This window comes from Mycobacterium sp. Aquia_213 (genome assembly GCF_026625985.1).
In the GTDB taxonomy this organism is placed as follows: Bacteria; Actinomycetota; Actinomycetes; order Mycobacteriales; family Mycobacteriaceae; genus Mycobacterium.
Genome location: NZ_CP113116.1, coordinates 739,585 through 761,108 on the forward strand (window position 1 = coordinate 739,585; position 21,524 = coordinate 761,108).

General features: G+C 65.8%; 22 protein-coding genes. 8 read left to right on the forward strand and 14 right to left on the reverse strand.

All coding sequences use genetic code 11. The features are described from left to right. Positions 1-807 carry a lysophospholipid acyltransferase family protein gene (locus tag LMQ14_RS03565; RefSeq protein ID WP_267733471.1) on the reverse strand — a complete coding sequence of 269 codons (807 nt, stop codon included), beginning with the start codon at positions 805-807 and terminating at the stop codon, positions 1-3. A 144-nt stretch (positions 808-951) separates the two neighbouring features. On the opposite strand from LMQ14_RS03565, the gene LMQ14_RS03570 reads away from it, so the two are divergent. After that, on the forward strand, positions 952-2,016 hold the full coding sequence (locus LMQ14_RS03570; protein ID WP_267733472.1) for an NAD-dependent epimerase/dehydratase family protein: 1,065 nt from the start codon (positions 952-954) through the stop codon (positions 2,014-2,016). A gap of 4 nt (positions 2,017-2,020) precedes the next feature. Here the strand turns inward: LMQ14_RS03570 and LMQ14_RS03575 are convergent, their stop codons facing one another. Both LMQ14_RS03575 and LMQ14_RS03580 read right to left on the reverse strand, forming a co-directional pair. Then, positions 2,021-2,491, reverse strand: a complete 471-nt coding sequence (locus LMQ14_RS03575) for a hypothetical protein (protein WP_267733473.1) — start codon at positions 2,489-2,491, stop codon at positions 2,021-2,023. 146 nt (positions 2,492-2,637) lie between these two features. Beyond that, positions 2,638-3,846: a cytochrome P450 gene (locus LMQ14_RS03580; RefSeq protein WP_267733474.1), complete on the reverse strand. Its 1,209-nt coding sequence runs from the start codon at positions 3,844-3,846 to the stop codon at positions 2,638-2,640. A gap of 236 nt (positions 3,847-4,082) precedes the next feature. On the opposite strand from LMQ14_RS03580, the gene LMQ14_RS03585 reads away from it, so the two are divergent. After that, positions 4,083-4,481 (forward strand): VOC family protein, encoded by a 399-nt coding sequence (locus LMQ14_RS03585; RefSeq protein WP_267735327.1) that lies wholly within the window; start codon positions 4,083-4,085, stop codon positions 4,479-4,481. Here LMQ14_RS03585 and LMQ14_RS03590 read toward each other — a convergent pair. From LMQ14_RS03590 to LMQ14_RS03625, 8 genes are all read right to left on the reverse strand, one after another. Then, positions 4,475-4,942: a cupin domain-containing protein gene (locus LMQ14_RS03590; protein WP_267733475.1), complete on the reverse strand. Its 468-nt coding sequence runs from the start codon at positions 4,940-4,942 to the stop codon at positions 4,475-4,477. The two genes, LMQ14_RS03585 and LMQ14_RS03590, sit on opposite strands and share 7 nt — an antisense overlap. Positions 4,943-4,980: 38 nt before the next feature. Continuing rightward, entirely contained in the window at positions 4,981-6,126 is a 1,146-nt protein-coding gene (locus LMQ14_RS03595) for a hypothetical protein (protein WP_267733476.1), read from the reverse strand. A 39-nt stretch (positions 6,127-6,165) separates the two neighbouring features. After that, a complete protein-coding gene (locus LMQ14_RS03600) occupies positions 6,166-6,849 on the reverse strand; it encodes a haloacid dehalogenase type II (RefSeq protein ID WP_267733477.1) in 684 nt (227 codons plus the stop codon). A gap of 8 nt (positions 6,850-6,857) precedes the next feature. Further along, positions 6,858-7,721, reverse strand: a complete 864-nt coding sequence (locus LMQ14_RS03605; protein ID WP_267733478.1) for a DUF427 domain-containing protein — start codon at positions 7,719-7,721, stop codon at positions 6,858-6,860. A gap of 56 nt (positions 7,722-7,777) precedes the next feature. Further along, positions 7,778-8,827 (reverse strand): zinc-binding dehydrogenase, encoded by a 1,050-nt coding sequence (locus LMQ14_RS03610; RefSeq protein WP_267733479.1) that lies wholly within the window; start codon positions 8,825-8,827, stop codon positions 7,778-7,780. Positions 8,828-8,953: 126 nt separating this feature from the next. Then, positions 8,954-9,613, reverse strand: coding sequence for a TetR/AcrR family transcriptional regulator (locus tag LMQ14_RS03615; RefSeq protein ID WP_267733480.1), 660 nt, complete (start codon positions 9,611-9,613; stop codon positions 8,954-8,956). After that, the gene (locus LMQ14_RS03620; RefSeq protein ID WP_267733481.1) at positions 9,610-10,311 is read right to left on the reverse strand and encodes a TetR/AcrR family transcriptional regulator; all 702 of its coding nucleotides are present in this window, start codon (positions 10,309-10,311) and stop codon (positions 9,610-9,612) included. The genes LMQ14_RS03615 and LMQ14_RS03620 overlap by 4 nt, the downstream gene beginning before the upstream one ends. A 78-nt stretch (positions 10,312-10,389) precedes the next feature. Further along, positions 10,390-11,259: an alpha/beta fold hydrolase gene (locus LMQ14_RS03625; protein ID WP_267733482.1), complete on the reverse strand. Its 870-nt coding sequence runs from the start codon at positions 11,257-11,259 to the stop codon at positions 10,390-10,392. Positions 11,260-11,442: 183 nt separating this feature from the next. On the opposite strand from LMQ14_RS03625, the gene LMQ14_RS03630 reads away from it, so the two are divergent. Together LMQ14_RS03630 and LMQ14_RS03635 are read left to right on the forward strand one after the other, a co-directional pair. Next, the gene (locus tag LMQ14_RS03630) at positions 11,443-12,159 is read left to right on the forward strand and encodes an SDR family oxidoreductase (protein ID WP_267733483.1); all 717 of its coding nucleotides are present in this window, start codon (positions 11,443-11,445) and stop codon (positions 12,157-12,159) included. Between the two features lie 29 nt (positions 12,160-12,188). Beyond that, the gene (locus LMQ14_RS03635) at positions 12,189-13,889 is read left to right on the forward strand and encodes an MOSC and FAD-binding oxidoreductase domain-containing protein (RefSeq protein ID WP_267733484.1); all 1,701 of its coding nucleotides are present in this window, start codon (positions 12,189-12,191) and stop codon (positions 13,887-13,889) included. Positions 13,890-13,920: 31 nt separating this feature from the next. Here the strand turns inward: LMQ14_RS03635 and LMQ14_RS03640 are convergent, their stop codons facing one another. Together LMQ14_RS03640 and LMQ14_RS03645 are read right to left on the reverse strand one after the other, a co-directional pair. Beyond that, positions 13,921-14,721 (reverse strand): family 1 encapsulin nanocompartment shell protein, encoded by an 801-nt coding sequence (locus LMQ14_RS03640; RefSeq protein WP_267733485.1) that lies wholly within the window; start codon positions 14,719-14,721, stop codon positions 13,921-13,923. After that, entirely contained in the window at positions 14,718-15,743 is a 1,026-nt protein-coding gene (locus tag LMQ14_RS03645; protein WP_267735328.1) for a Dyp-type peroxidase, read from the reverse strand. Before LMQ14_RS03645 ends, LMQ14_RS03640 begins: the two co-directional genes overlap by 4 nt. 46 nt (positions 15,744-15,789) lie before the next feature. Between LMQ14_RS03645 and LMQ14_RS03650 the strand changes: the two genes are divergently transcribed. Together LMQ14_RS03650 and LMQ14_RS03655 are read left to right on the forward strand one after the other, a co-directional pair. After that, entirely contained in the window at positions 15,790-17,049 is a 1,260-nt protein-coding gene (locus LMQ14_RS03650; protein ID WP_267733486.1) for a M18 family aminopeptidase, read from the forward strand. An 11-nt stretch (positions 17,050-17,060) separates the two neighbouring features. After that, the gene (locus LMQ14_RS03655) at positions 17,061-17,408 is read left to right on the forward strand and encodes a VOC family protein (RefSeq protein ID WP_267733487.1); all 348 of its coding nucleotides are present in this window, start codon (positions 17,061-17,063) and stop codon (positions 17,406-17,408) included. Here the strand turns inward: LMQ14_RS03655 and LMQ14_RS03660 are convergent. Further along, positions 17,402-17,986 (reverse strand): TetR/AcrR family transcriptional regulator, encoded by a 585-nt coding sequence (locus LMQ14_RS03660; protein WP_324291128.1) that lies wholly within the window; start codon positions 17,984-17,986, stop codon positions 17,402-17,404. The genes LMQ14_RS03655 and LMQ14_RS03660 overlap by 7 nt on opposite strands. Before the next feature lie 84 nt (positions 17,987-18,070). On the opposite strand from LMQ14_RS03660, the gene LMQ14_RS03665 reads away from it, so the two are divergent. Beyond that, positions 18,071-19,141: a phosphotransferase gene (locus LMQ14_RS03665; protein ID WP_267733489.1), complete on the forward strand. Its 1,071-nt coding sequence runs from the start codon at positions 18,071-18,073 to the stop codon at positions 19,139-19,141. Positions 19,142-19,242: 101 nt separating this feature from the next. Further along, entirely contained in the window at positions 19,243-21,519 is a 2,277-nt protein-coding gene (purL, locus tag LMQ14_RS03670; protein WP_267735329.1) for a phosphoribosylformylglycinamidine synthase subunit PurL, read from the forward strand. The last annotated feature ends 5 nt before the right edge of the window (positions 21,520-21,524 follow it).

Below are 21,524 nucleotides of genomic sequence, written 5' to 3' on the forward strand. Positions count from 1 at the left end.
TTAACCCAGGATGGGAAAGCGCCGCCGGGCGGCCAGCCGCTTGAGCGCGGCTTCCATTACCGAACGCACGTGCGCGTCGACCTCGGCGATGTCGGGGTCCTTGCCGAACTGGGCGGTGATGTCGATCGGCTCGAGCACCTCGGTGACGATCTTGGACGGCAGCGGCAGGTTCGGCGGGAAGATGACACTCAGACCGAACGGGAAGCCGAAACTGATCGGCAGAATATCCATGCGGGCCTTGGTGATTCCCAGCTTGCGGGCCAGCCAGTTGCCGCGGGTCAGGAAGAGCTGGGTTTCTTGGCCGCCGATCGAGACGGTCGGCACGATCGGTACTCCGGCTTCGATGGCGGTCCGCACGTAGCCGGTGCGGCCGTTGAAGTCGACGGTGTTCGCGCTCAGCGTGGGCCGGTAGGAGTCGTAGTCACCGCCCGGGAAGACCAGCACCACCGCGCCCGAATGCAGTGCGGTGGCGGCATTTTCGCGGCTGGCCTCGATCACCCCCACGCGACGCAGCCAGCCGTCCAGCGGACCCATGAACACCCCGTAGTGGGCCAGGGTGTACACCGGTCGGTCGTAGCCGAATTTGTCGTAGAAGGCCGACGAGAAGATCAGCACGTCGGGCGTGAAAATGCCGCCGGAGTGGTTGGACACCACCAGCGCCCCACCGGCCGGCGGCACGTTGTCCAGGTTTCGTACCTCGGCCCGAAACCAGCGGTTGACCACCGGGCCGACCGTGTTCTTCACCTGCTCGGTGAACGCCGGATCCCATTTGGCGGTTTCGTGATTATCGGCCTCAGCGTCGCCCATCGTGATTCCCCCACGGTTGTGTTCCTGTTCGTATTTGCCAGCGCGAGGCCGCTCCCCCAGGGCACACCGCTTGTGACATAGGGTACTCTCTATTTGAGAGAATGTCATATCCGTTTGCTGTGGCTGCCACGCATCGGGGGGGAAATGACCGAAGTCGTTCTGGTTACTGGTGGTTTCGGGTTGGTCGGCTCGCAGACCGTGCGCCAGTTGGTTGCTGACGGCCATCGCGTGGTCGCCACCGACCTCGGCACGCCGGCCCACCTTAAGGCGGCCAGGTCGCTGCCCGCGGGAGCCGCGGTGCGCTGGGCGGACCTGACCGACCCGACGCAAGTCGACCGTCTCGTCGCCAAGACGGCGCCCTCGGTGATCATCCATCTGGCCGCGGTGATCCCGCCCGGGATCTATCGTCACCCGAAACTGGCCAGGCGGGTCAACGTCGACGCGACCGCGGCGCTGGTGAACGCCGCGAAGGCTAGCCCACGCCCGGTGCGTTTCATCCAGGCATCGAGCAACGCGGTGCACGGGTCGCGCAACCCGCGCCGGCACCGCGAGTGGTTGCGCGCGGACACTCCGGTGCGTCCGTCGGACCTTTACGGCGCGCACAAGGTCGAGGCCGAAGCGCTTGTCCGCGCCTCGGGTCTGGAGTGGGTGATCCTGCGCCTGGCCGGGGTGATGAGCGTCGATCTGGGCGCCATGCCGCTGAGCCTGGACGCACCCTTCCTGGAAAGCGCGTTGCCGACCGACGGGCGTATTCACACCGTCGACGTCCGCGACGTCGCGTTCGCGTTCTCGGCCGCGGTGACCGCGGACGTGATCGGTGAGACCCTGCTGATCGGGGGCGACGAGTCGCACCTGCTGCGGCAGTCGGACGTCGGCAAAACGCTGGCGGCCACCCGGGGTCTGGTCAACGTGCTGCCCGAGGGCCGCCCGGGTGATCCCGACAGCGAGGACGGCTGGTACGTGACGGACTGGATGGATACCGCCCGCGCGCAACAGGCGTTGCGCTTCCAGCGCCATCCGTGGCCGGACATGCTGGCCGAAATGCGCGCGGCGGCGGGCTGGCAACGCTATCCGATGCGGGTGGTCTCTCCGATCGCGCGCCAGTTCCTCAAATACCGTGGCGCCTACCGGAAATCGCCCGCCGGCTATGCGGACCCGTGGGCCGCGATCCGCGCCGAGTTCGGCGAGCCCCGGCCCGACATCGGATGACCGCTCAGCCGGCGTCGCGCAGCAGCGGTTCCGCCGGCGTCGGGCATTCGGCGACCTCGGCCAGCTTGGCGAAGAACACAATCGCCGCGGCAATGGTGTGGTCGACGTACATGGCGAAGTCGTCGAAGTCGATCGGCTCCCGGACCTTGCGGGTGTTCCGCGCCAGAACACCGACCCGCTGTGGGTCAGAGGATCCGTGCACAGTCACCACGACATCGCGGTTGAGTTGATTCCAGGCGTCGGCGAGCTCGGCCAAGTCAGCGCTGTCGGTGGCGGGGAAGAAGCAACCGGGGGTGATTTGGATCGTGAACTCGTCGCTGTGCCAACGGGAGATCCCGAGGTGCACATGCAGCCGCCGGGGGCGGGTGTTGGCGACGTAGAAGAATTCGCCGTCGTGCTGGCCGCGGAAGTACCGGCTGCCGCGGGTGCACAAGTAACGTTCGATCAGGTTTGCGGACAACGCTTCAGTCGTCATGAACTAATGGTGAGGCCTGCGGCTTTGCGGATCCTTTGAGTCGAGCAATGTGTCGGCAAAGAATCTGTTGAGAATTAGCTGAGTTTGTAACGATCCGGTCACGCTAAGTCCACTGTCCCGCAACGGAATACGGCTGAGTCCCACGCTCAGGGTAACACGCGCACCGGCACGTTCGACCAGCCGGCGACATTCTGCATACTCACCCGTTTGCAGTCGTCCCAGAGCACTTCGTAGCGGGGCATCAGGTCCAGCAGTTTGTTCAGCGCGATCGCGCTTTCCAGCCGGGCCAGCGCGGCGCCCAGGCAACTGTGCACGCCGTACCCGAAGCCAAGGTTCTGCGCCTCGGAGCGATCGCGGTCGATGTCGAATTTGTCGGCGTCGGTGAAGGCCTTGGGATCGCGGTTCGCCGAACCGCCCAACAGGAACACCGGCTTGCCCGCCGGAATAGTGACACCGTGCAGTTGAACGTCTTTGAGCGAGCAGCGGACGTTGTACTGCGCCGGCGCCTCGTATCGCAATACCTCTTCGACGGCGGCCGGGACTTTGCCGCGATCATCGAGGAGCTTCTGCCATTGGTCGGGGTTGCGCGCGAACTGCACGACGGCGTTGCCGACCAGCTTGGTTACGGTCTCGGCGCCGGCGCCGCCCAGAAGTGTGGCGAACCCGGTGATTTCGAAGTCATCCAGCTGTGTGGTGCCGCCGTCTTCGCGCTCCACCTCCGCGGCGATCAGACCGCTGATCATGTCGTCCTGCGGCGCTTTTCGGCGCTCCTGGATCAGGTTGTAGTAGTACGTGCCGATCTGGGTGACCGCCTCCCAGTTGGCTTCGCCCATCTCGATCTGTCCCGGTTCGCGATGCAACGAGACGTCAACCCAGTGACGGATTTGCTGCCGGTGTTCGGCGGGCACACCGAGCACCGAGCTGATCACCTCGACGGGAAAAAGCGCCGAGAAGTCGGCGACCACATCGAATCGGTTGGGATCGATCCGGGACAGGTGGTACTCGATCAGCTCGGTGACGGAGTCTTTCAGGGACGTGATCGCGCGTGGGGTGAAGACCTTGTTGACGAGACTGCGCATCCGCCGGTGCTCCGGAGGATCCATGAAGATCATCGACCTCGAATCCTCCGGGAGATCGTTGTTCTTGACCATGGCCAGATCGATCCCGCGCGCCGACGAATACGTTTCGTAGTCCTTGAATGCGGCGCTGACATCCTCGTGGCGAGCCAGCGCATAGAAGTCGTGTGCCTCGTCGTAATAGACCGGGGCCTCTTCTCGCATCCGCCGATACGTCGGATACGGGTCGTTGAAGAACTCCTCCGAGAACGGGTCGAACACCAGGTGCGCGGTTGCCATGTCTCCTCCTCAACGCCCTGCAAGGCGTGCTGAGCATCTGCTTAGCATTAGCCACCGGGCCCGGTCAAGGGCTCGGGGCCGACGAATTGGTGGCCATTGCGCGCGCCGGCTCGATCGCCGGGAAAAGTTTGCGCTGGTGCGACACCCGACGGCTCACCTACCCGAGCGGGTTACCGTGGTGTCGAATGATTTTCGCGCAGAGCCGCACTCGATGGGTGCGGACCAGGAGGGTCACCGTGGGGTTCGGCATCGAACGGTTCGACCACATCGTCATCAATTGCAATGACGTCGAGGCCACCGCGGCGTGGTACGAGCGTGTTCTCGGCATGAAGCGGGAGACGTTCGGACCGTCCAACCGAACAGCGCTGTGTTTCGGGAATCAGAAGATCAACCTGCGGCCTGTCGGCGCACTCGCCGACGATCCCGACTGGGTCACCGGGACCGTCGAAGCCGCGGGCTCCGAAGACCTGTGTTTCATCACCGATTCCACTCCCGACGAGGTGCGTGCGCACCTACAAGCGTGCGGCGTCGAGATCACCGCGGGTCCGGTAACAAAGACCGGTGCCCTGGGGCCGATGACCTCGCACTACTGCCGTGACACCGACGGCAACCTCGTCGAAATCGCGGTCTACTGACCGCTTTCGAGCGGATGCAGCGCGGGCAGGTTGACCACGATGGCCTCCTGGGTGCTGCGCGCGATCACGACTTCCGCCTGCGTGTTCGGGTCCGGGTTTTCTTCCCGGTGTGGCAGATACGGCGGGATGAACACGTAGTCGCCGGGTGCGGCGACGATGCGCACTTCTTCGACGCCGTCGTGAAAGACGAACTCCGGGTTGCCGCTTCGCACATAGATCGCGGTCTCCGACTCTCCGTGGTGATGGTTGGACGAGACGGTCGCGGGTAGTGCGTGCGTCTCGCCCATCCATAGCTTCTCGGCGCCGACCGATTTACCGGACAGCGCCGCGAACCGCCGCAGTCCTTCGGACTGCGCGGTGTCGGAGCTGATCTCCGACGCCTTGATGTGGTGCACCCGGCTCTGCGACACCTGCTGTTTGGTGTCATCGAAGTCAGGGTGAAATCCATCCGTGGTTGCCATGGTCCACAATTGTCCCGGTTTTCGAATCGACGTGCCGCTCAGTTGTGTTCGAGCATCGCCGCGTATTTGCGCAGGTCGTCGTCGGGTACTTCGGTGAATCCCCCGTAGTCCTGGTAGAGCTCGATGCTGGTCGCACCCTGCTGGACGCCGTAGCCGATGACGGCACCCAGATCCGGCGGCGAGGCCCCGCCGGTCTGGAACTCCACCTCGGCGCCGCTGCTCTTCATCGCCGCATAGATGGTCTGCAGGTCTTTGTTCACCTTCTTCGGCACGTCGAGGTCATGGTTGTCGAACACGCAGCGGTCACCCGCGCGCTTTCGGCAGTCCGCCATCCAGGCCAGCGTGAAATCGACGTCGTGCACCGGCTTGCCGCTGTCGGTGGCCTTGAACGGATTGAGCGGGGTCTCGAAACGCGTGGTCTTCCAGGGCGCGTAGTCGTCGACGATCCTGTTGAGGCAGGCCTTGTAGTTCGCGTCGGTCATTCCGGCCTTGCGGAGTGGATCCACCGCGGCCGGGCGCGTGTCAATGGAGAACGGCTCGGCGGTGAACATCATGCACGAGGTGACCGCGACCTCATGGACCAGCGGATCACCGTCGTACTTTGCGGCGAGGAGTTCCTGCAGATGTGCCCAGCGCAGGTGGTACCTGTCGTCCCAGACGTGACCCAGGGTGCGGTCCTTCGCGACGCCCCGGAAGTTGGTGTGCACCACGGGGACCTTGCCGCCGCTGTCCTCCATCACCCAGTCGGGCGCCCAGAATCCGCCCCACACCCGGATCTTCACGGCGAGCGGCGTTTTCGGGTTGTCCTGGTTGTACTTTCGGACGTTGGCCAGGCCCTGGTCGATCTCGTTGTTGTCGGCGAGCCCCGACGTCGCGGTCGGCTCGAGCGAGCGCCAGGACGCCAGGATGACGATGCCCTGCAGCAGGCCGCTCTTTTGCCGCACGGTGTCGAGCGAGTTGTCGGGCTCACCCAGCGCGGGCGCGAACTTGTACGCACCCATGGAGATCAGTCCGCGCAACGGCTCTTTCACCGCGTCGGCGGCCAGCCGCACCGAATTCCGCTCGGAGAGAGAGTGATCACATGGCCAGACGACCAGGACGAGCGCGCACAGGGCCACAACCAAGCGCGCCCACGCGCGCCCGGCGCGGGCCCGCTTTGGCGGGAGGGGAGTGCGGCTCCGCACGCGTCGAACAGTAGCCGAGTCGCCGGCTGCGTGCGCGGGTCAGCGCCGCCCGGCGATGAGCTCGGTGGCAAGTTGGTGCAGATCGTCGACGACGAGGGCCGGCTGCGGCAGCCCCGCAACCCGCAGCGGGGGATTGCCCGGCCGGGTGACGAGAGCCGCGCTGAAGCCGACATTTTGCGCGCCGAGCAGATCCCACGGGTGGGCGGCCACCATCATGCAATCGGCGGGCGCCACACCGAGTTCCTCGCAGGCATGCCGGTAGACCACCGGCGACGGCTTGAAGGCGCGACACGATTCCACGCTGAGCTGTCGATCGAAAAGCGGCGAGAGCCCGGCGTTGTCCAGTGGTGTCGAAACCCCGGGCCGGTGTGGCGAGTTCGTCAGCGTCACCAGTCGAAACCCGTTGTCGCGCAGCGCTGTAAGTCCTGCTGTGGCGTCGGGGTGTGCCGGCATGGTGCGCATCTGCTCCCGCAGCCGACGTGCGTCGGTGTCGGTGACCTCTACGCCGTAGATATCGGCCAGCATGTGCAACACGCCTTGACCGATCGTGAAGAAGTCCGCATAGCAGTCCGCCAAGGTGGCCGCCATCGAGTACGTGACGAGTTGGCCGAACCACTCGCGGAGCACCCGCTCGTCGCCGAACAGCTCCCCGAAAAGTGGTGCGATGGAGTCGATGTCGATCAGCGTCTCGTTGACGTCGAAGACGAGCACTGACGGTGTCATTGCCATGCCTAGTGCTTTCCTAACACTTCCTCGGTATCGAGTCCGCGGTCCACGCCATGGGGGATGACTGTTTGGCCGGGCTCGAGCCGCAGCTGGGTGTCATCTAGGTAGACGTCGATCTTGTCGGGCTCAAAGGACACCAGGTTGCTCACCCGTCCCACCTCCGTCCAGGCGTTGACGTAGGACCAGGCCGCACGTTTGCGGCTGCCGATGTCATAGTAGGAGGCGATGCCCTTGTATGGGCAGAAGGTTTGTCCCTCACTGGGTTCGAGCGCCGTTTCGTCGATATCCTCGCGCGGTACGTACCAGCGTGGGGCAAACCCGGATTCGTACAACGCCAATGGGCGCTGCGTGTCCGCGATCACCGCGTCGCCATCGCGGACGACGAGATGCCTTGAGGTCGAGCGGATGTCGATGCGGTGATAGGCGTCGGCGGCATGCCCGACGATGCGTTCGTCCTCTTCGTAGAAGGCCTCCATGGCGCGCCAGGCGAAGGCCAGCCGTCCGTCCAGGACCGCGGCGTGCGGTGGCAGCCCGGTGTGTTGCCACGCGCTGTGATTGGCCTCGTGCTCCGAGACGCGGACGGTGAACCACCGGGTGTCGCCCAGGTCCTTGTGCTGCGTCACGCGGTCCTCGGTGACGAGAACTCCCTCTTCGATGTCACCCCGTGGGAAGTAGGCCACGGGATAGCGTCCCGGCTCGTGCAGCAACACCACGTCTTCGCTGTCGGCAATCCACCGGTCGGCGAAGCGCACCCGCATGCGGCGGCGCAATGGTTCGGCGAACAGTAGCCGTTCCGGCAACGCCTGCTCGGTGAGGAAGTGACCGACCGACCCGGTTGCCAACGGACCTTGCTGCCATGCCAAACCCATAGCCATGCCCCTTTCTGATCGAAAACGATTGACGGGCCGTGCTTTTCCGCACGAGGCTAGTCCATGACCACGACGATCTTTCCGCCCGCTTCTCCGGATTCCGCCACGCGATGAGCCTCGCGAATGTCGTCGAATGAGAAGACGCGTGCGGGCTTCGCGTCGAGTTTGCCCTCGGCGATCTGCCGTGCGATGTCACCCAGCGGTATGTCGGACACCTCGAACCCCGGGTTTCCGAAGACGGGACTGGCGAAGAAGCTGAAGCTCACGCCGCTGGCCATGCGTGCCAACGGGTTGAAATCGCCGATAGGGTCCAGCCCACCTAGCCATCCCGCGAGACAGGCGGTGCCACCGACGCGCAGCATGTCCAGCGAATCGAGGATCGTGCTGTTGCCGACCAGGTCGAGCACCGCGTCGATCTGCTTGGCCTCGGCGATGTGGGCCGCCAGATCGGGCCGTTCCACCTCGACGCGGACCGCGCCGAGTTGCTGCAGCAGGGGAAATCGCTTCTCGCTGCGCGCGGTGGCAATGATGTTCGCCCCGGTGATGACGGCCATCTTCAGGGCGGCCTGGCCCAACGCCGATGTCGCACCGCGAATCACCAGTGTCTGTCCCGCTGTCAATTTGAGATTGCGAAACAGGCACGTCCACGACGTCGCATAGGTTTCCGGCAGCGCCGCCAATTGCGACCAGGGCAGCTCGGATTCGATGAGGGTGACATTCGCCGCGCGCACCCGCGTGTATTCCGCATAGCTGCCGTTGATCGTTCGGCCCAGGCCACCCATCAATGCGGCGACCTTGGCGCCGACCGGGAACTCGCCGCCCGGGCACGAGTCGACGATGCCGACGCACTCGATGCCGCTGACCTCGGCGGCTTCGGCCCACTCTCCTCGGCGCATGTGTATCTCGGCGTGGTTGATGCCGAAGCCCTTGACCTCGATGACCACCTCGCCGGCTTTGGGCAGCGGCTTGGGGATCTCGGTGTGCACCAGGCGGTCGAGCCCGCCGAACCCCGTCAGGATGATCGCCCGCATCGTGTCCCCTCCGGGTTGTTCCCGCACCACGGCCGGGGCGGTGGGCAGCACGGCGGCATTGCTGGTGGTGCTCATGACCTGCCTCTTTCCAAATCGTCAGCCAGACTTCGGATATCGACGCACGGGATAATAATGGGCCATATGACCCATTATTATGGGCCGTTCAGCCCAAAAATGTCCAGAGCGCAACTCGCGTCGTGCTCAGGATTTGCGTTTGCGCGACGCGTTCTTTGGCCGCCGCGGGTCGGCCTCGAAAGAGCGCACGTAGTCGACCGCTGCGTTGACGGCGACCCGCAGGGGCTCGGCGTCACCGGTCGCGTGCGTGAGCATCGCACCGCCCTGATGCGCGATGACCAACGAGACGGCCAGGTGGCGCGGGTCGGCGTCGGCGCGCAGGTCGCCGCGCCGGCGCATCGCCTCAAGCCCGGTATGGAACAAATCGAGCCATTGGTCGTAGCCGCTCGCAAGGTCGTCACGCACTTCGTCGTCGGCCTCGATCAGTTCACCGGCCAGTGAGCCGTAGATGCATCCGCCCAACCGGTACACGGTGTCGATGTCGTCGACGCAGGCATCGGCCCAGGCTTGCAGCGCTTCGATGGTGTCGAGCGCGCCGAGCCGCGATTGGGTATGAAACTCGATGACGTCATCGCGGCGCGCGGCGATGACCTCGCGGGTCAGATCGCGTTTGTCGCGGAAGTAGTGCGACATCTGCGATCCGCCCACCCCGGCGGTGCTGCGTACCTCGTCGATGCTGGTGTTGGCCACGCCGCGCTCGAACATCAGCCGGGCCGCTACGTCGATGATGCGGGCCCGCGTCGCCTGCCCCTTGCGGGTGAACCGTGGCTTGTCGGCGTCAGTCACGTTGTCGCCCTGGGCTTCACGCGCCGTCCGCGGGGACGTCGTGACGGCCGCGGCGCGCGTTCGTCGGGATCGGCGGCAAACATTCGCAAGTAGTTGACCGCGAACCGGGTGGCGTCAGCGTGTGGCCACTCCGCCCGATAGGTGAAAGCCAACGTGGCTCCGCCTTGGTGGGCGCAGATGATGGCGAGCGCCAATTGTCGTGGATCGGCGCTCGCGATCAGGACGTGCTTGTCCTTCATCCGCTGGATGGCCGGGTCGAGCAACTCCACCCATTGCCAGTACCCCGCCGCCAACGTGGCGCGGGTGGCGTCATCGGACTTGGCCAGCTGGGCGGTCAGCGCGTGGTATGTCGGTGTGCCACCCGAGGTTCCGATGCGTCGGAGGTAGCGCATGTTCAGATCGATCCAACGCTCGAAGTCGTCGAATGAGTCCAGGTCGCCGAGCGTGGGCTGACGGTGGAAGTCCAGAACCACGCCGATCTGGCGCCTGATCACCGCGCGAATCAGGGTGCTCTTGTCGGCGAAATAGTGTGCGAGCTGAGAGCCGCTGACCGAGGCGGCCTTGCGCACGTTCTCCATGTTGGAGGCCGACAGACCTTCGGTGACGATCAGCTGGGCGGCGGCCTGCACGATCCTGTCGCGGGTGGCACGCCCCTTGGCGGTCAACCGTTGTTCGTCCTGAACATCGGGATGGGCCATCGCGTCAGGCTAACCCGCGAGCGCCGCTGATTATGGGATATGCAGCCCACTGCTGTCCGCGCCGCCCGCGGGCCTCGGTTAGGCGGGCACCCGGGCCTCGAGGAAGTTGCGGATCAGCCCGGCGACGTCGTCGAGTGCGGACTCCAGCAGGAAATGCCCTCCGTCGAGCAGATGAATCTGCGCATCGGGCAGGTCGTCGGCGAAGGCCTCGGCGCCGGCGGGTCCGAAGATCTCGTCACCCCGGCCCCACACCGCGAGCAGCGGAACCCGGGTGGCGCGAAAGTACTCGTGCACCTGCGGGTACATCGGAGCGTTGGTGGCGTAGTCGCGGAACAGCTTTAGTTGCACCAGGTCGTTGCCGGGCCGTGATAGCAACGCGTAGTCGTGCTGCCAGCACTCGGGATCGACCAACGTCTCGTCGGCCACGCCGGTGAGGTATTGCCATCGCGTCGCGTCCAGGGTGAGGAATTGGCGAAGTGGGGCTTCGGTCTCGGCGGTCGGGTTGGTCTGGTAGGCCCAAACACCCTGCCAGAAGCTCTCCACAAAACCGGCGTCGTAGCCGTTGCCGCTCTGGCTGATGATCGCCGAGATGGCGGACGGGTCGCGCAGCGCCAGCCGCCAGCCGATCGGAGCGCCGTAGTCCTGCACATACATCGCGTACCGATCGACACCGAGGCCGCGCAGCAGGCCGGCGGTGAGGTCGGTCAGCGCATCGAAGGTGTAGTCGAACTCGGTGACGGCCGGGGCGTCGGACAAGCCAAAGCCCAGGTGGTCTGGCGCGATCACGTGGTAACGGTCGGCGAGGGCCGGAATCAGATGCCGAAACATATGGGAGCTGGTCGGAAATCCGTGCAGGAGAACCAACGCCGGCTTGTCTGCGTCCCCGGCCTCCCGGTAGAACAGCCGACGGCCGGCGACGGTCGCGTAACGATGATGAACAGCCGGCATGGAATTCCTCCTGTGCCACATGGTCCGGTCCGGGCGAACGCCCCATTCGCATTATTTTTGGGATGTGCATCCCAGTATGCACCAAATCCATCGGGTCGCAATAGCCCCGACGGAGTTGACCGTTGGGTCGCCCGCGAATATTCTGGGCCGGCCATCCCAATCTAGCCACTGTGGGGAGCGTCCGTGGGTAACACGTTGCGGGACAAGACCGTCGTGGTGGTCGGCCGCGGCAGCGGCATCGCGCGTGCGGTGGCTTTGCTGGCACACTCGGAAGGCGCACATGTCATCGTGGCCGGGCGTGATCAAGGCAAACTCGCCACCGCGTACCGCGATAGTGACATCAGCGCCGAGGTCGTCGATCTCACCGACGACGCGTCGATTGCGGCGCTTGCCGATCGGGTGGGCGCGGTGGACCACGTGGTGTCGACCGCTTCCGCACGCGCTCGAGGCGACCTGGCCTCCCTGGAACGCCAGAAACTTCAGCTGTCGTTTGACACCAAAGTCATCGGGCCTACGATGCTGGCCAAATATTTTGCATCGCATATCAACCCGGGCGGCTCGTTCGTACTGTTCTCGGGCGTTCATGCCTTCAAGCTGAACGTCGGGTACCTCGGGGTGGGTATCACCAACGGGGCGGTGGATTTCCTCGCGCGCTGGCTGGCCGTCGAGCTCGCGCCCACGAGGGTCAACGCGATCTCGCCCGGCGTCATCGATACGGGGGCATGGGACGCCCTGGGCGACGAGGGCAAGCGTGACTACTTCGCACACATCGCGGCCGGTAACCCGGTGCGGCGAATCGGCACCCCGGAGGACGTGGCCAACGCGGTGCTGTTCGCCATGAACAACACCTTCATGACCGGGATGACGTTGAAAGTCGACGGCGGCGAGCCGCTGATTTAGGCTCTCTCGCAAGGCCAAAGGAGACGGCAATGGGCATGCTGGTATCGGTGAACGTGGGCATGCCCAAGAACGTGCAATGGCGGGACAAGACCGTCTACACCGGCATATGGAAGACACCGGTCGAGGGGCCGGTCATGGTGCGACGACTCAACATCGACGGCGACGGCCAAGGCGATCTCGGCGGCCACGGTGGTGAACAACGCGCGGTCATGGTCTATCAGACCGAGTCGTATGACTTCTGGATGAACTACCTGAATCGCGGCGATCTGGTACCGGGTCACTTCGGCGAAAATTTCACTGTCACCGGGCTATCCGATCACGATGTGTGTATCGGCGACCGCTACCGAATCGGCGACGCGGAATTCGAGGTCACCCAGCCGCGGGTCACCTGCTTCCGGATCGGGTTGCGCCTTGACGAACCGGAGATGCCCAATCTCCTTGTCTCCCAGCACCGTCCAGGGTTCTACCTCCGCGTCATCACCGAGGGCCATGTCCAGGCCGGTGACGACATCGTGCTGACCCGTCGGGGACGACACGAGCTCAGTGTCGCCGAAGTCGACGCGCTGTTGTATCTGCCGAACCGCGACGCCGAAACGTTGCGCAAGGTTGTCGACGTTCCGGCGCTGAGCCCCGGATGGCAGCAATCGTTCAACGACATGCTCGATTCTGGGGAGGAGTCAGCGCCTGCCATCGGGGTTGAGCCGGGGTGGAACGGATTTCGGCCGTTGCGGGTCACCGCAATATGCCGGGAGAGTTCGTCGGTGCTGTCGATCAGACTCGAGGCAGACGACCATGGCTCGTTGCCGCCGCCGCTGCCGGGGCAATACTTGACCGTGCGACTTCCCGGGGCCGGCGATCCCGTACCGCTGCGCAGCTATTCGCTCTCCGGCAATCCCGGCGCGGGCGATTACCGCATCAGCGTCAAGCGCGAAGATTGCGGCCTGGCCAGTCGATGGTTGCACGCGCACATCGAACTTGGATCGGTGGTCGAAGCCGCGGCCCCGCGCGGCGATTTCTATCTCGCCGACGACGACAGGCCGGTGGTCCTACTGTCGGCGGGAATCGGCATCACTCCCGTCTTGGCGATGCTGCATGCCCTGGTGGCGGCCCGCAGTACCCGCGACATCTGGTGGCTGCACACCAGCCGCAATCGCGAAACCCAAGCTTTTGCAGAGGAAGTCACCACGCTGATCGAGTCGTTGCCACAGGCCCGGCAACAGGTGTTCTACACCCAGACGCAGGGACATCTGGACCAGCCGGCCATCGCGGCGCTCGGGCTGCCGTCCGATGCCGCGGCGTACCTTTGCGGCCCAACCCAATTCATGACCGACATGCGCGAAGCGCTGGCGGCGGTCGGGCTCGACACGGCGCGCATCCACAGCGAGCTGTTCGGGGCGCTGCCGGCGATCAACCCCGGCGTCGTCGAGGGGGCCCCGCGCACGCCCCCGCACCCGCCGGACGGGCCACCGGGGACCGGGCCGTCAGTGACCTTCGCGCGCAGCGGACTTACCGTGAACTGGTCTGACGGCTACGGCACCATCCTGGATTTCGCCGAGGCCTGCGACGTACCGACGCGTTTCTCGTGCCGAAGCGGCGTCTGCCACTTGTGCGTAACCGGAGTCGTCGCCGGCACCACGCGGTATGTCCAGACTCCGCTGGAACTGCCCGCACCGGGAACGGTGCTTGTCTGCTCGGCGGCTCCCGACAGCGACCTGGTGCTCGATCTTTGACCGAGCGAAAGCTGTTGCGGTAAGCCGACTTCTAGGTGCCCAACGCGACCGACGCTTCGGCGGTGTAGCACAGGAACGTCAGGGTCTCCTGCAGGTACAGCTGCACGGTGTCGGCGTCATGACTGCTGTAGCCGATGGAGACATCGGTGCCCAGCTGCAGATCGAAATCGCCGCCACGGGTGGTCAGCACGAACGCACCGTCGATGGCCGGCGCCCAGATGATATCGCCGTTGATCAGCCGGTTGATGTGCTCGAGGATCGGATACCCGTGCTCGGTGGTTTCGCTGACCTTGGTGTAGATATCGGCAGACAGCAGCACCGAATACGGACCGTCGACGCCGGCCAGCCGCAGCTCGGACAGCGCCTGCGTGATGATGTCCGGAATCGCGCGAGGGTCGTCGGGCAACATCAGCGCGGGGTTCGAGCTACTGTTGCGGATTCCGTCAATCGACGCTGCCGCGTAGCCCTCGAAGATGGCGCGATCCTCGACGAACGCCAGCTTCTTGGCGGCCTCTTTGACCGGGTCCCAGTCGGAGTCCTGCGAACCGCGCTCGACGTCGTCGATCTCGTCGCGGGACAGGGTGAATGGAACCCGCAGTCGGACAAGGGGTTTGCTGGATCGCAGGTGAGCGACCACTCCGTCGGTGGGTGCTTGCACATCGACCAGCCGACCGGTGCTGACCGCCGCGGTGACCGGACCCCCGGGCTCGCTCACGTCGACCACCCGCCGCCCCGCAATGTGCCGCTTGAACGTCCGGGTCGCCTCCAATTCGATTTCAGCCCAGGCGACGTCGGTGACCGGCGCCAGATTGCGGTAGAGGTTGTTCGTCATTGGGTGGTTCCTTTCAGGCTGCCGATCGATAGCGCGCCGTCATCAGCGGTGGTGGTATCCGGTCGCTCCGTCTCGAGCGGCGCGGGAAGGGGCGGTGGATCGTCGAGGAAGTCGATGGTGGGGGAGAAGAACAGCGCACCGGTCAGCGCGGTGGAGAAGTCGAGCACGCGATCGGTGTTGCCCGGCGGATCACCGAGAAACATGTTGCGCAGCATTCGCTCGGTGACCTCGGGCGTACGCGAATAGCCGATGAAGTAGGTGCCGTACTCGCCCTTGCCGACTTCCCCGAACGGCATGTTGGCGCGGACAATCTTCAGCTCGTTGCCGTCGTCGTCCTCGATTACGTTGAGCGCGATGTGGGCGTTGGACGGTTTGACGTCGTCGTCCATCTCGATGTCTTCGAGCTTGCTGCGGCCGAACACCATTTCCTGTTCCGTGACCGACAGCGAATCCCACGACGACATGTCGTGCACGTATTTCTGAATGTGGACGTAGCAGGAGCCGGCGAAGTCGGGGTCCTCGTCACCGATCGCGGTCGCGTTCACAGCGATTGGGCCGTCCGGGTTTTCGGTGCCGTCGACAAAGCCGAGCAGGTCGCGATTGTCGAAGAACCGAAAGCCGTGCACTTCGTCGACGACGGTGACCGCACCGGCCATCGACTTGAGGAGGCGGCCCGCCAGTTCGAAACAGACGTCCAGTGTCTCGGCCCGGATATGGAACAACAGGTCACCGGGAGTGGCCGGCGCGGTGTGCCGCGGTCCGCTCAGCTCGATGAAGGGATGCAATTCGGCGGGCCGCGGTCCGCCGAACAATCGATCCCAGGCATCCGACCCGATCGACGTGATCACCGACAGGTGCTTGGTCGGGTCACGAAAGCCGATGGCGCGCACCAGGCCCGAGACGTCGGGCAGCGCGTCGTGCACGGTTGCCTCGCCGCCGTCGTCGATGGTGACGACCAAAAAAATCGCGGCAGGTGTCAACGGCGTGAGGATGGGCTGGGGCTGAACCGGCGGCACTCTGATGACCCTAGCGTTAACCTCGTGGTCGCGGACAGCCATGATGTTGAACATGTCGGCCAGCGCCGCAGGCCTCTGCGAATTCATCGACGCCTCTCCGTCCCCGTTCCATGTCTGCGCCACGGTGGCGGGGCGCCTGCTTGCCGCCGGCTACACCGAACTCCGCGAAGCCGACCCCTGGCCCGGGGAACCGGGACGCTTCTTCACCGTCCGCGCCGGGTCGCTGGTCGCCTGGAACACCACCGGCCCCGATGGTCCGTTCCGGATCGTCGGCGCGCACACCGACAGCCCCAACCTGCGGGTCAAGCAACATCCGGACCGAGTGGTCGCCGGCTGGCAGGTGGTGGCGCTGGAGCCCTATGGCGGGGCTTGGCTCAACTCGTGGCTCGACCGCGATCTGGGCATCAGCGGCCGGTTGTCGGTGCGGGACGGCTCCGGCCTGGACCACCGGCTGGTCCGGATCGACGAACCGATCCTGCGGGTGCCGCAGCTCGCCATTCACCTGGCCGAGGACCGCAAATCGGTCGCCCTGGACCCGCAGCGACACGTCAATGCGGTCTGGGGCGTCGGCGACCAACCGCGCGCATTCGTGGACTACGTGGTCGGCCGCGCCGGGGTGGCCCCGGCCGACGTGCTGGCCGCCGACCTGATGACGCATGACCTGACGCCGTCGACGGTGCTCGGCGCCGACGCAAGTCTGCTCAGCGCGCCCCGGCTGGACAACCAGGCCAGTTGTTATGCGGGGCTGGAGGCGTTGCTGAGCACCGAGCCGCGCGGCAACGTGGCAGTGCTGGTGCTGTTCGACCACGAGGAGGTCGGCTCGTCGTCGGACCACGGTGCGCAGTCCAACCTGCTGAGCACCGTCCTGGAACGCATCGTGCTCGCGGCCGGCGGCAGCCGGGAAGATTTCTTGCGGCGGCTGCCCGCATCGCTATTGGCCTCGGCCGACATGGCGCATGCCACCCACCCCAACTACCCGGAGCGCCACGAGCCCGGCCACCTGATTGCGATCAACGCGGGGCCCGTGCTCAAGGTGCACCCCAATCTGCGGTACGCCACCGATGGGCGTACGGCGGCGGCGTTCGCGCTGGCCTGCCAGCAGGCCGGGGTGGAGTTGCAGCGCTACGAGCATCGCGCCGACTTGCCGTGCGGTTCCACGATCGGGCCGATGGCCTCGGCGCAAACCGGCATCCCCACCGTTGACGTCGGCGCCGCCCAGCTGGCTATGCACTCCGCCCGCGAATTGATGGGTGCTCACGACGTGGCCGCCTATTCCGCTGCGCTGCAAGCGTTTTATTCGCCCGCGGCATAGGGTTTGGCGATATGGCGCTCCACGTGGAAATGGTCACCATCGATTGCAGCGATCCGGCGACGTTGGCCGGGTGGTGGGCGCGGCACTTCGGTGGCGCGACGCATGATTTGCTCGCGGACGAATTCACAGTGGTGACCTTGCCTGACGGGCTACAGCTCGGATTCCAGAAGGTGCCGGATCCCACTCCCGGGAAAAACCGTGTGCACCTGGATTTCGGTGCGGAGGACGTGGACGAAGAAGTGTCGCGGCTGACGGCCGCGGGAGCCACCGAAGTGGGTCGGCACAACTTCGGCGATGATTTTCGCTGGGTAGTGCTGGCCGACCCCGAGGGCAATGTGTTCTGCGTGACCCGTCAGTAACTCGATACCCCGTCAAGCAGCGCGTCGACGAGCCCGTCGAATCCGACGCTGCCGCCGGGATGGGTGAGCGCGTGGAAGAGCAGGGCGCCGACCAATGCTTGCGCGACCGCATTGACGTCCGCGGCGGCGCGCAGCTCCCCGTCTTCGACGGCTCGACGCAGTCGGGTCGTCAACCCGGCCAGTTGCGGGGCGCTCAACTGCTGATAGAGATCCTCGCCGTCACCCGGGCGCGCGGCGGCCGCGGCGACAAGAGCCCGCACCAACGCGGCGTTGGGCGGCTCGGCCAAAAATTCGGCGTGTTCGTTCAGCCAGGCCCGGAGGTCGGCCCGGATGTCGCCGGTCTGGGCGACCGGAAACGACCCCGATCGTCCGTAGGCCTCCAGCACCGCTTCGGCGACCAGCGGCGCTTTGGACGACCACCGCCGGTACAGCGTCTTCTTGCCCACCCGGGCCCGGGCCGCGACCCGCTCCATCGACAATTCCGCGTAACTGCCGGTCGTCAGCAGTTCGCGGGTGGCGTCCAGAATCGCGTGATGCAGCCGGCTGTCACGCGGACGGCCGATTCGTTCGTCGGGCACTGGCGGCGGATGGCCGGGTTGGGCTACCTTCATCGGGAACAGCTTAGGATACGATACGTGTCGTTTCTACGAAAGGACTCGCCGGTGAGTGCTCCCTCGTTGTCGGTGCCGAAGACCTGGGACGAGTTGACGCCCGAATGGATGTCGGCGGCGCTGGCCTCGGACTTTCCCGGTGTCGTGGTCGACACCGTCACCGTCGAGCTGCGCGATGACGGCACCAATCGACGCGCCCGGTTGGGCGTCACGTATCGGGCCGGCGAGGGGCCGGCGACGGTCTTCGTCAAGGCCGCCGATCCCGCGCACAAGGCATTGATCCGGTTGACCAGCGGAATGTTCCATGAGCCCCGGCTCTTCACCTGCGGGGCGGAGCTGCCGCTCGAGCACCCCGCCGTCTACACCGCGCTGATCGACGAGCCCGACTACGACTTCATCTTGGTCATGGAGGATCTCCGCGCCCGGGGGGCCGATCCGCGCGACGGCACCCGGCCTTACACCGTCGAGCAAGCCGCCACCGGTGTGCGCGGCCTGGCCCGGATGCACGGCCAGTATTGGGGGGAACGCGTGCTGCGTGCCCCGGCGCTCGGCTGGCTGGAGCCCTTCGTGACCTGGGAAGGCATGCAAGCGGCACCATTGCCCACCGCGCTGGAACGCCTCGGCGCCGATGCGCCCACCCAGGTGACGTCGTTGAGCATCGATCAGCTCATCGAGTCGATTTGGAAGCCCTATATCCGGACTCTCACCACCTCGCCGCAGACGCTGCTGCATGGTGACCCGCATATCGGCAACACCTACCTGCTGCCCAGCGGCGAGGTCGGGTTCCTCGACTGGCAGGTGGCCCGCCGCGGCAACTGGTCGCTGGATCTTGGCTATTTCCTGCAAGGCGCCTTGACCGTCGACGATCGCCGCCGCAGCGAACGCGATCTGCTTACCGAGTACCGGGATTCGCTGGGGCTGCCGGCCGACGAACTGCCCAGCGCCGAGGAGATCTGGTTGCGCTATCGGGCGTCGGTGGCACACGGACTTACCCTGTGGCTGGTGACCGCGAGCGCCGGCGAGTGGCAACGCACGGACGTGTCCGTCGCTCTGGCGCAACGGTATTCGTTCGCCTACGCCGACCTCGATGCGGCGGCGGCGCTCGCCGAGATCGCGGGTTGAGCGCAGCCGGCCCAGCGCGCCGAACGCGCCCGACTGCTGCGCGGCGAGTAGCTCTTTAGACTGTGTGCGTGACTGTCTCCGGAGCGGATGCCCGTACGCACGTGGCCGACACCGTCGAACACGCAGCCGCCACCCCCGATCAGCCGCAGCCCTTCGGTGAATTGGGCCTCAAAGACGACGAGTACCAGCGGATTCGCGAGATTTTGGGCCGCCGGCCCACCGACACCGAGCTGGCGATGTACTCGGTGATGTGGAGCGAGCACTGCTCGTACAAGTCGTCCAAGGTCCATCTGCGCTACTTCGGCGAGACCACCACCGACGAGATGCGTGCGGCCATGCTGGCCGGAATCGGCGAGAACGCGGGCGTCGTGGACATCGGCGACGGCTGGGCCGTCACGTTCAAGGTCGAGTCGCACAACCACCCGTCCTACGTCGAGCCCTATCAGGGTGCGGCCACCGGCGTGGGCGGCATTGTGCGCGACATCATGGCCATGGGCGCCCGGCCGGTCGCGGTGATGGATCAGCTGCGGTTCGGTGCCGCCGATGCGCCCGACACCCGCCGCGTCCTCGACGGCGTGGTCCGCGGTATCGGCGGTTACGGGAACTCGCTGGGCCTGCCCAACATCGGCGGCGAGACCGTCTTCGACGCGTCGTACGCGGGCAACCCGTTGGTGAACGCGCTGTGCGTGGGCGTGTTGCGAAAGGAAGACCTGCACCTGGCGTTCGCCTCGGGAACCGGCAACAAGATCATCCTGTTCGGTGCGCGCACCGGCCTCGACGGGATCGGCGGCGTGTCCGTGCTGGCGTCGGAGACCTTCGGCGGCGACGAGGGCGGCGGCCCCGGCCGCAAGAAGCTGCCCTCGGTGCAGGTTGGCGACCCGTTCACCGAGAAGGTGCTCATCGAGTGCTGCCTGGAGCTGTACGCCGCAGGCATCGTGATCGGCATCCAGGACCTTGGTGGCGCTGGATTATCTTGCGCCACTTCAGAACTCGCTTCGGCTGGCGATGGGGGTATGCGGGTCGAGCTGGAGACCGTCCCGTTGCGGGCGGCCAACATGACCCCGGCCGAGATCCTGTCCAGCGAGTCGCAGGAGCGGATGTGCGCGGTGGTCGCTCCGGAGAACGTCGAGGCTTTCCTGGCGGTGTGCCGCAAGTGGGAGGTGCTGGCGACCGTGATAGGCGAGGTCACCGACGGTGATCGGTTGCGCATCACCTGGCATGGCGAGACCGTCGTCGACGTGCCCCCGCGCACCGTGGCGCATCAAGGGCCGGTGTACGAGCGTCCGGTGGCGCGCCCGGAGTCGCAGGATGCCTTGAACGCCGACCGGTCGAACGGCCTGCCCCGGCCGGTCACCGGCGATGAGCTGCGCGCGACTTTGCTTGCGCTGCTGGGCAGCCCGCACCTGTGCAGCCGGGCGTTCATCACCGAGCAGTACGACCGCTATGTGCGTGGCAACACCGTGCTGGCCGAGCACGCCGACGGCGGGGTGCTGCGCATCGACGAGTCCACCGGCCGCGGCATCGCACTGTCGACCGACGCCTCGGGTCGCTACACCAAGTTGGATCCCTACACCGGAGCCCAGCTCGCGTTGGCCGAGGCCTACCGCAACGTCGCTGCCACCGGGGCCGTCCCGGTCGCGGTGACAAACTGCCTCAACTTCGGGTCCCCCGAAGATCCCGGGGTGATGTGGCAATTCGCGCAAGCGGTCCGAGGACTCGCCGATGGCTGTGTCGCCCTGGGGATTCCAGTGACCGGTGGCAACGTCAGCTTCTACAACCAGACCGGATCGGCCGCGATCCTGCCCACTCCGGTGGTGGGCGTGCTGGGCGTGATCGACGATGTCGATCGGCGCATCCCGACCGCGCTGGGCACCGACCCGGGGGAATCCCTGCTGCTACTGGGCGACACCCGAGACGAGTTCGACGGGTCCATCTGGGCGCAGGTGACCGGCGATCATCTCGGTGGGTTGCCGCCCGCGGTCGACCTGCAGCGCGAGAAGCTACTGGCCGAGGTGCTCAGCGCGGCATCTCGCGACGGGTTGGTGACCGCGGCCCATGACCTGTCCGAGGGCGGCCTCGCCCAAGCCATCGTGGAGTCGGCGCTGGCGGGTGAAACAGGTTGCCGCATAGTGCTTCCCGAGGGCGGCGATCCGTTCGTGACACTGTTCTCCGAGTCGTCGGGCCGGGTGCTCGTGGCGGTGCCGCGCACCGAGGAGAGCCGGTTTCAATCTATGTGCGAGGCGCGCGGACTTCCTGCCGTTCGTATCGGCGTCGTCGACCAGGATTCGGACGCGGTGGAATTTCAAGACCTGTTCACGGTGTCGCTGGCTGAACTGCGCGCGACATCCGAAGCCGTGTTGCCGCGATTCTTTGGCTGAGCGCC

Excerpts from the sequence above, each read along its gene's own strand:
- LMQ14_RS03620 (WP_267733481.1), bottom strand. The coding sequence starts at position 10,311 with ATGGCCCATCCCGATGTTCAGGACGAACAACGGTTGACCGCCAAGGGG.
- LMQ14_RS03580 (WP_267733474.1), bottom strand. The coding sequence starts at position 3,846 with ATGGCAACCGCGCACCTGGTGTTCGACCCGTTCTCGGAGGAGTTCTTC.
- LMQ14_RS03650 (WP_267733486.1), top strand. The coding sequence starts at position 15,790 with ATGTCGGCCAGCGCCGCAGGCCTCTGCGAATTCATCGACGCCTCTCCG.
- LMQ14_RS03570 (WP_267733472.1), top strand. The coding sequence starts at position 952 with ATGACCGAAGTCGTTCTGGTTACTGGTGGTTTCGGGTTGGTCGGCTCG.
- LMQ14_RS03605 (WP_267733478.1), bottom strand. The coding sequence starts at position 7,721 with ATGGGTTTGGCATGGCAGCAAGGTCCGTTGGCAACCGGGTCGGTCGGT.
- LMQ14_RS03565 (WP_267733471.1), bottom strand. The coding sequence starts at position 807 with ATGGGCGACGCTGAGGCCGATAATCACGAAACCGCCAAATGGGATCCG.
- LMQ14_RS03590 (WP_267733475.1), bottom strand. The coding sequence starts at position 4,942 with ATGGCAACCACGGATGGATTTCACCCTGACTTCGATGACACCAAACAG.
- LMQ14_RS03635 (WP_267733484.1), top strand. The coding sequence starts at position 12,189 with ATGGGCATGCTGGTATCGGTGAACGTGGGCATGCCCAAGAACGTGCAA.
- LMQ14_RS03575 (WP_267733473.1), bottom strand. The coding sequence starts at position 2,491 with ATGACGACTGAAGCGTTGTCCGCAAACCTGATCGAACGTTACTTGTGC.
- LMQ14_RS03625 (WP_267733482.1), bottom strand. The coding sequence starts at position 11,259 with ATGCCGGCTGTTCATCATCGTTACGCGACCGTCGCCGGCCGTCGGCTG.
- LMQ14_RS03640 (WP_267733485.1), bottom strand. The coding sequence starts at position 14,721 with ATGACGAACAACCTCTACCGCAATCTGGCGCCGGTCACCGACGTCGCC.
- LMQ14_RS03610 (WP_267733479.1), bottom strand. The coding sequence starts at position 8,827 with ATGAGCACCACCAGCAATGCCGCCGTGCTGCCCACCGCCCCGGCCGTG.
- LMQ14_RS03600 (WP_267733477.1), bottom strand. The coding sequence starts at position 6,849 with ATGACACCGTCAGTGCTCGTCTTCGACGTCAACGAGACGCTGATCGAC.
- LMQ14_RS03655 (WP_267733487.1), top strand. The coding sequence starts at position 17,061 with ATGGCGCTCCACGTGGAAATGGTCACCATCGATTGCAGCGATCCGGCG.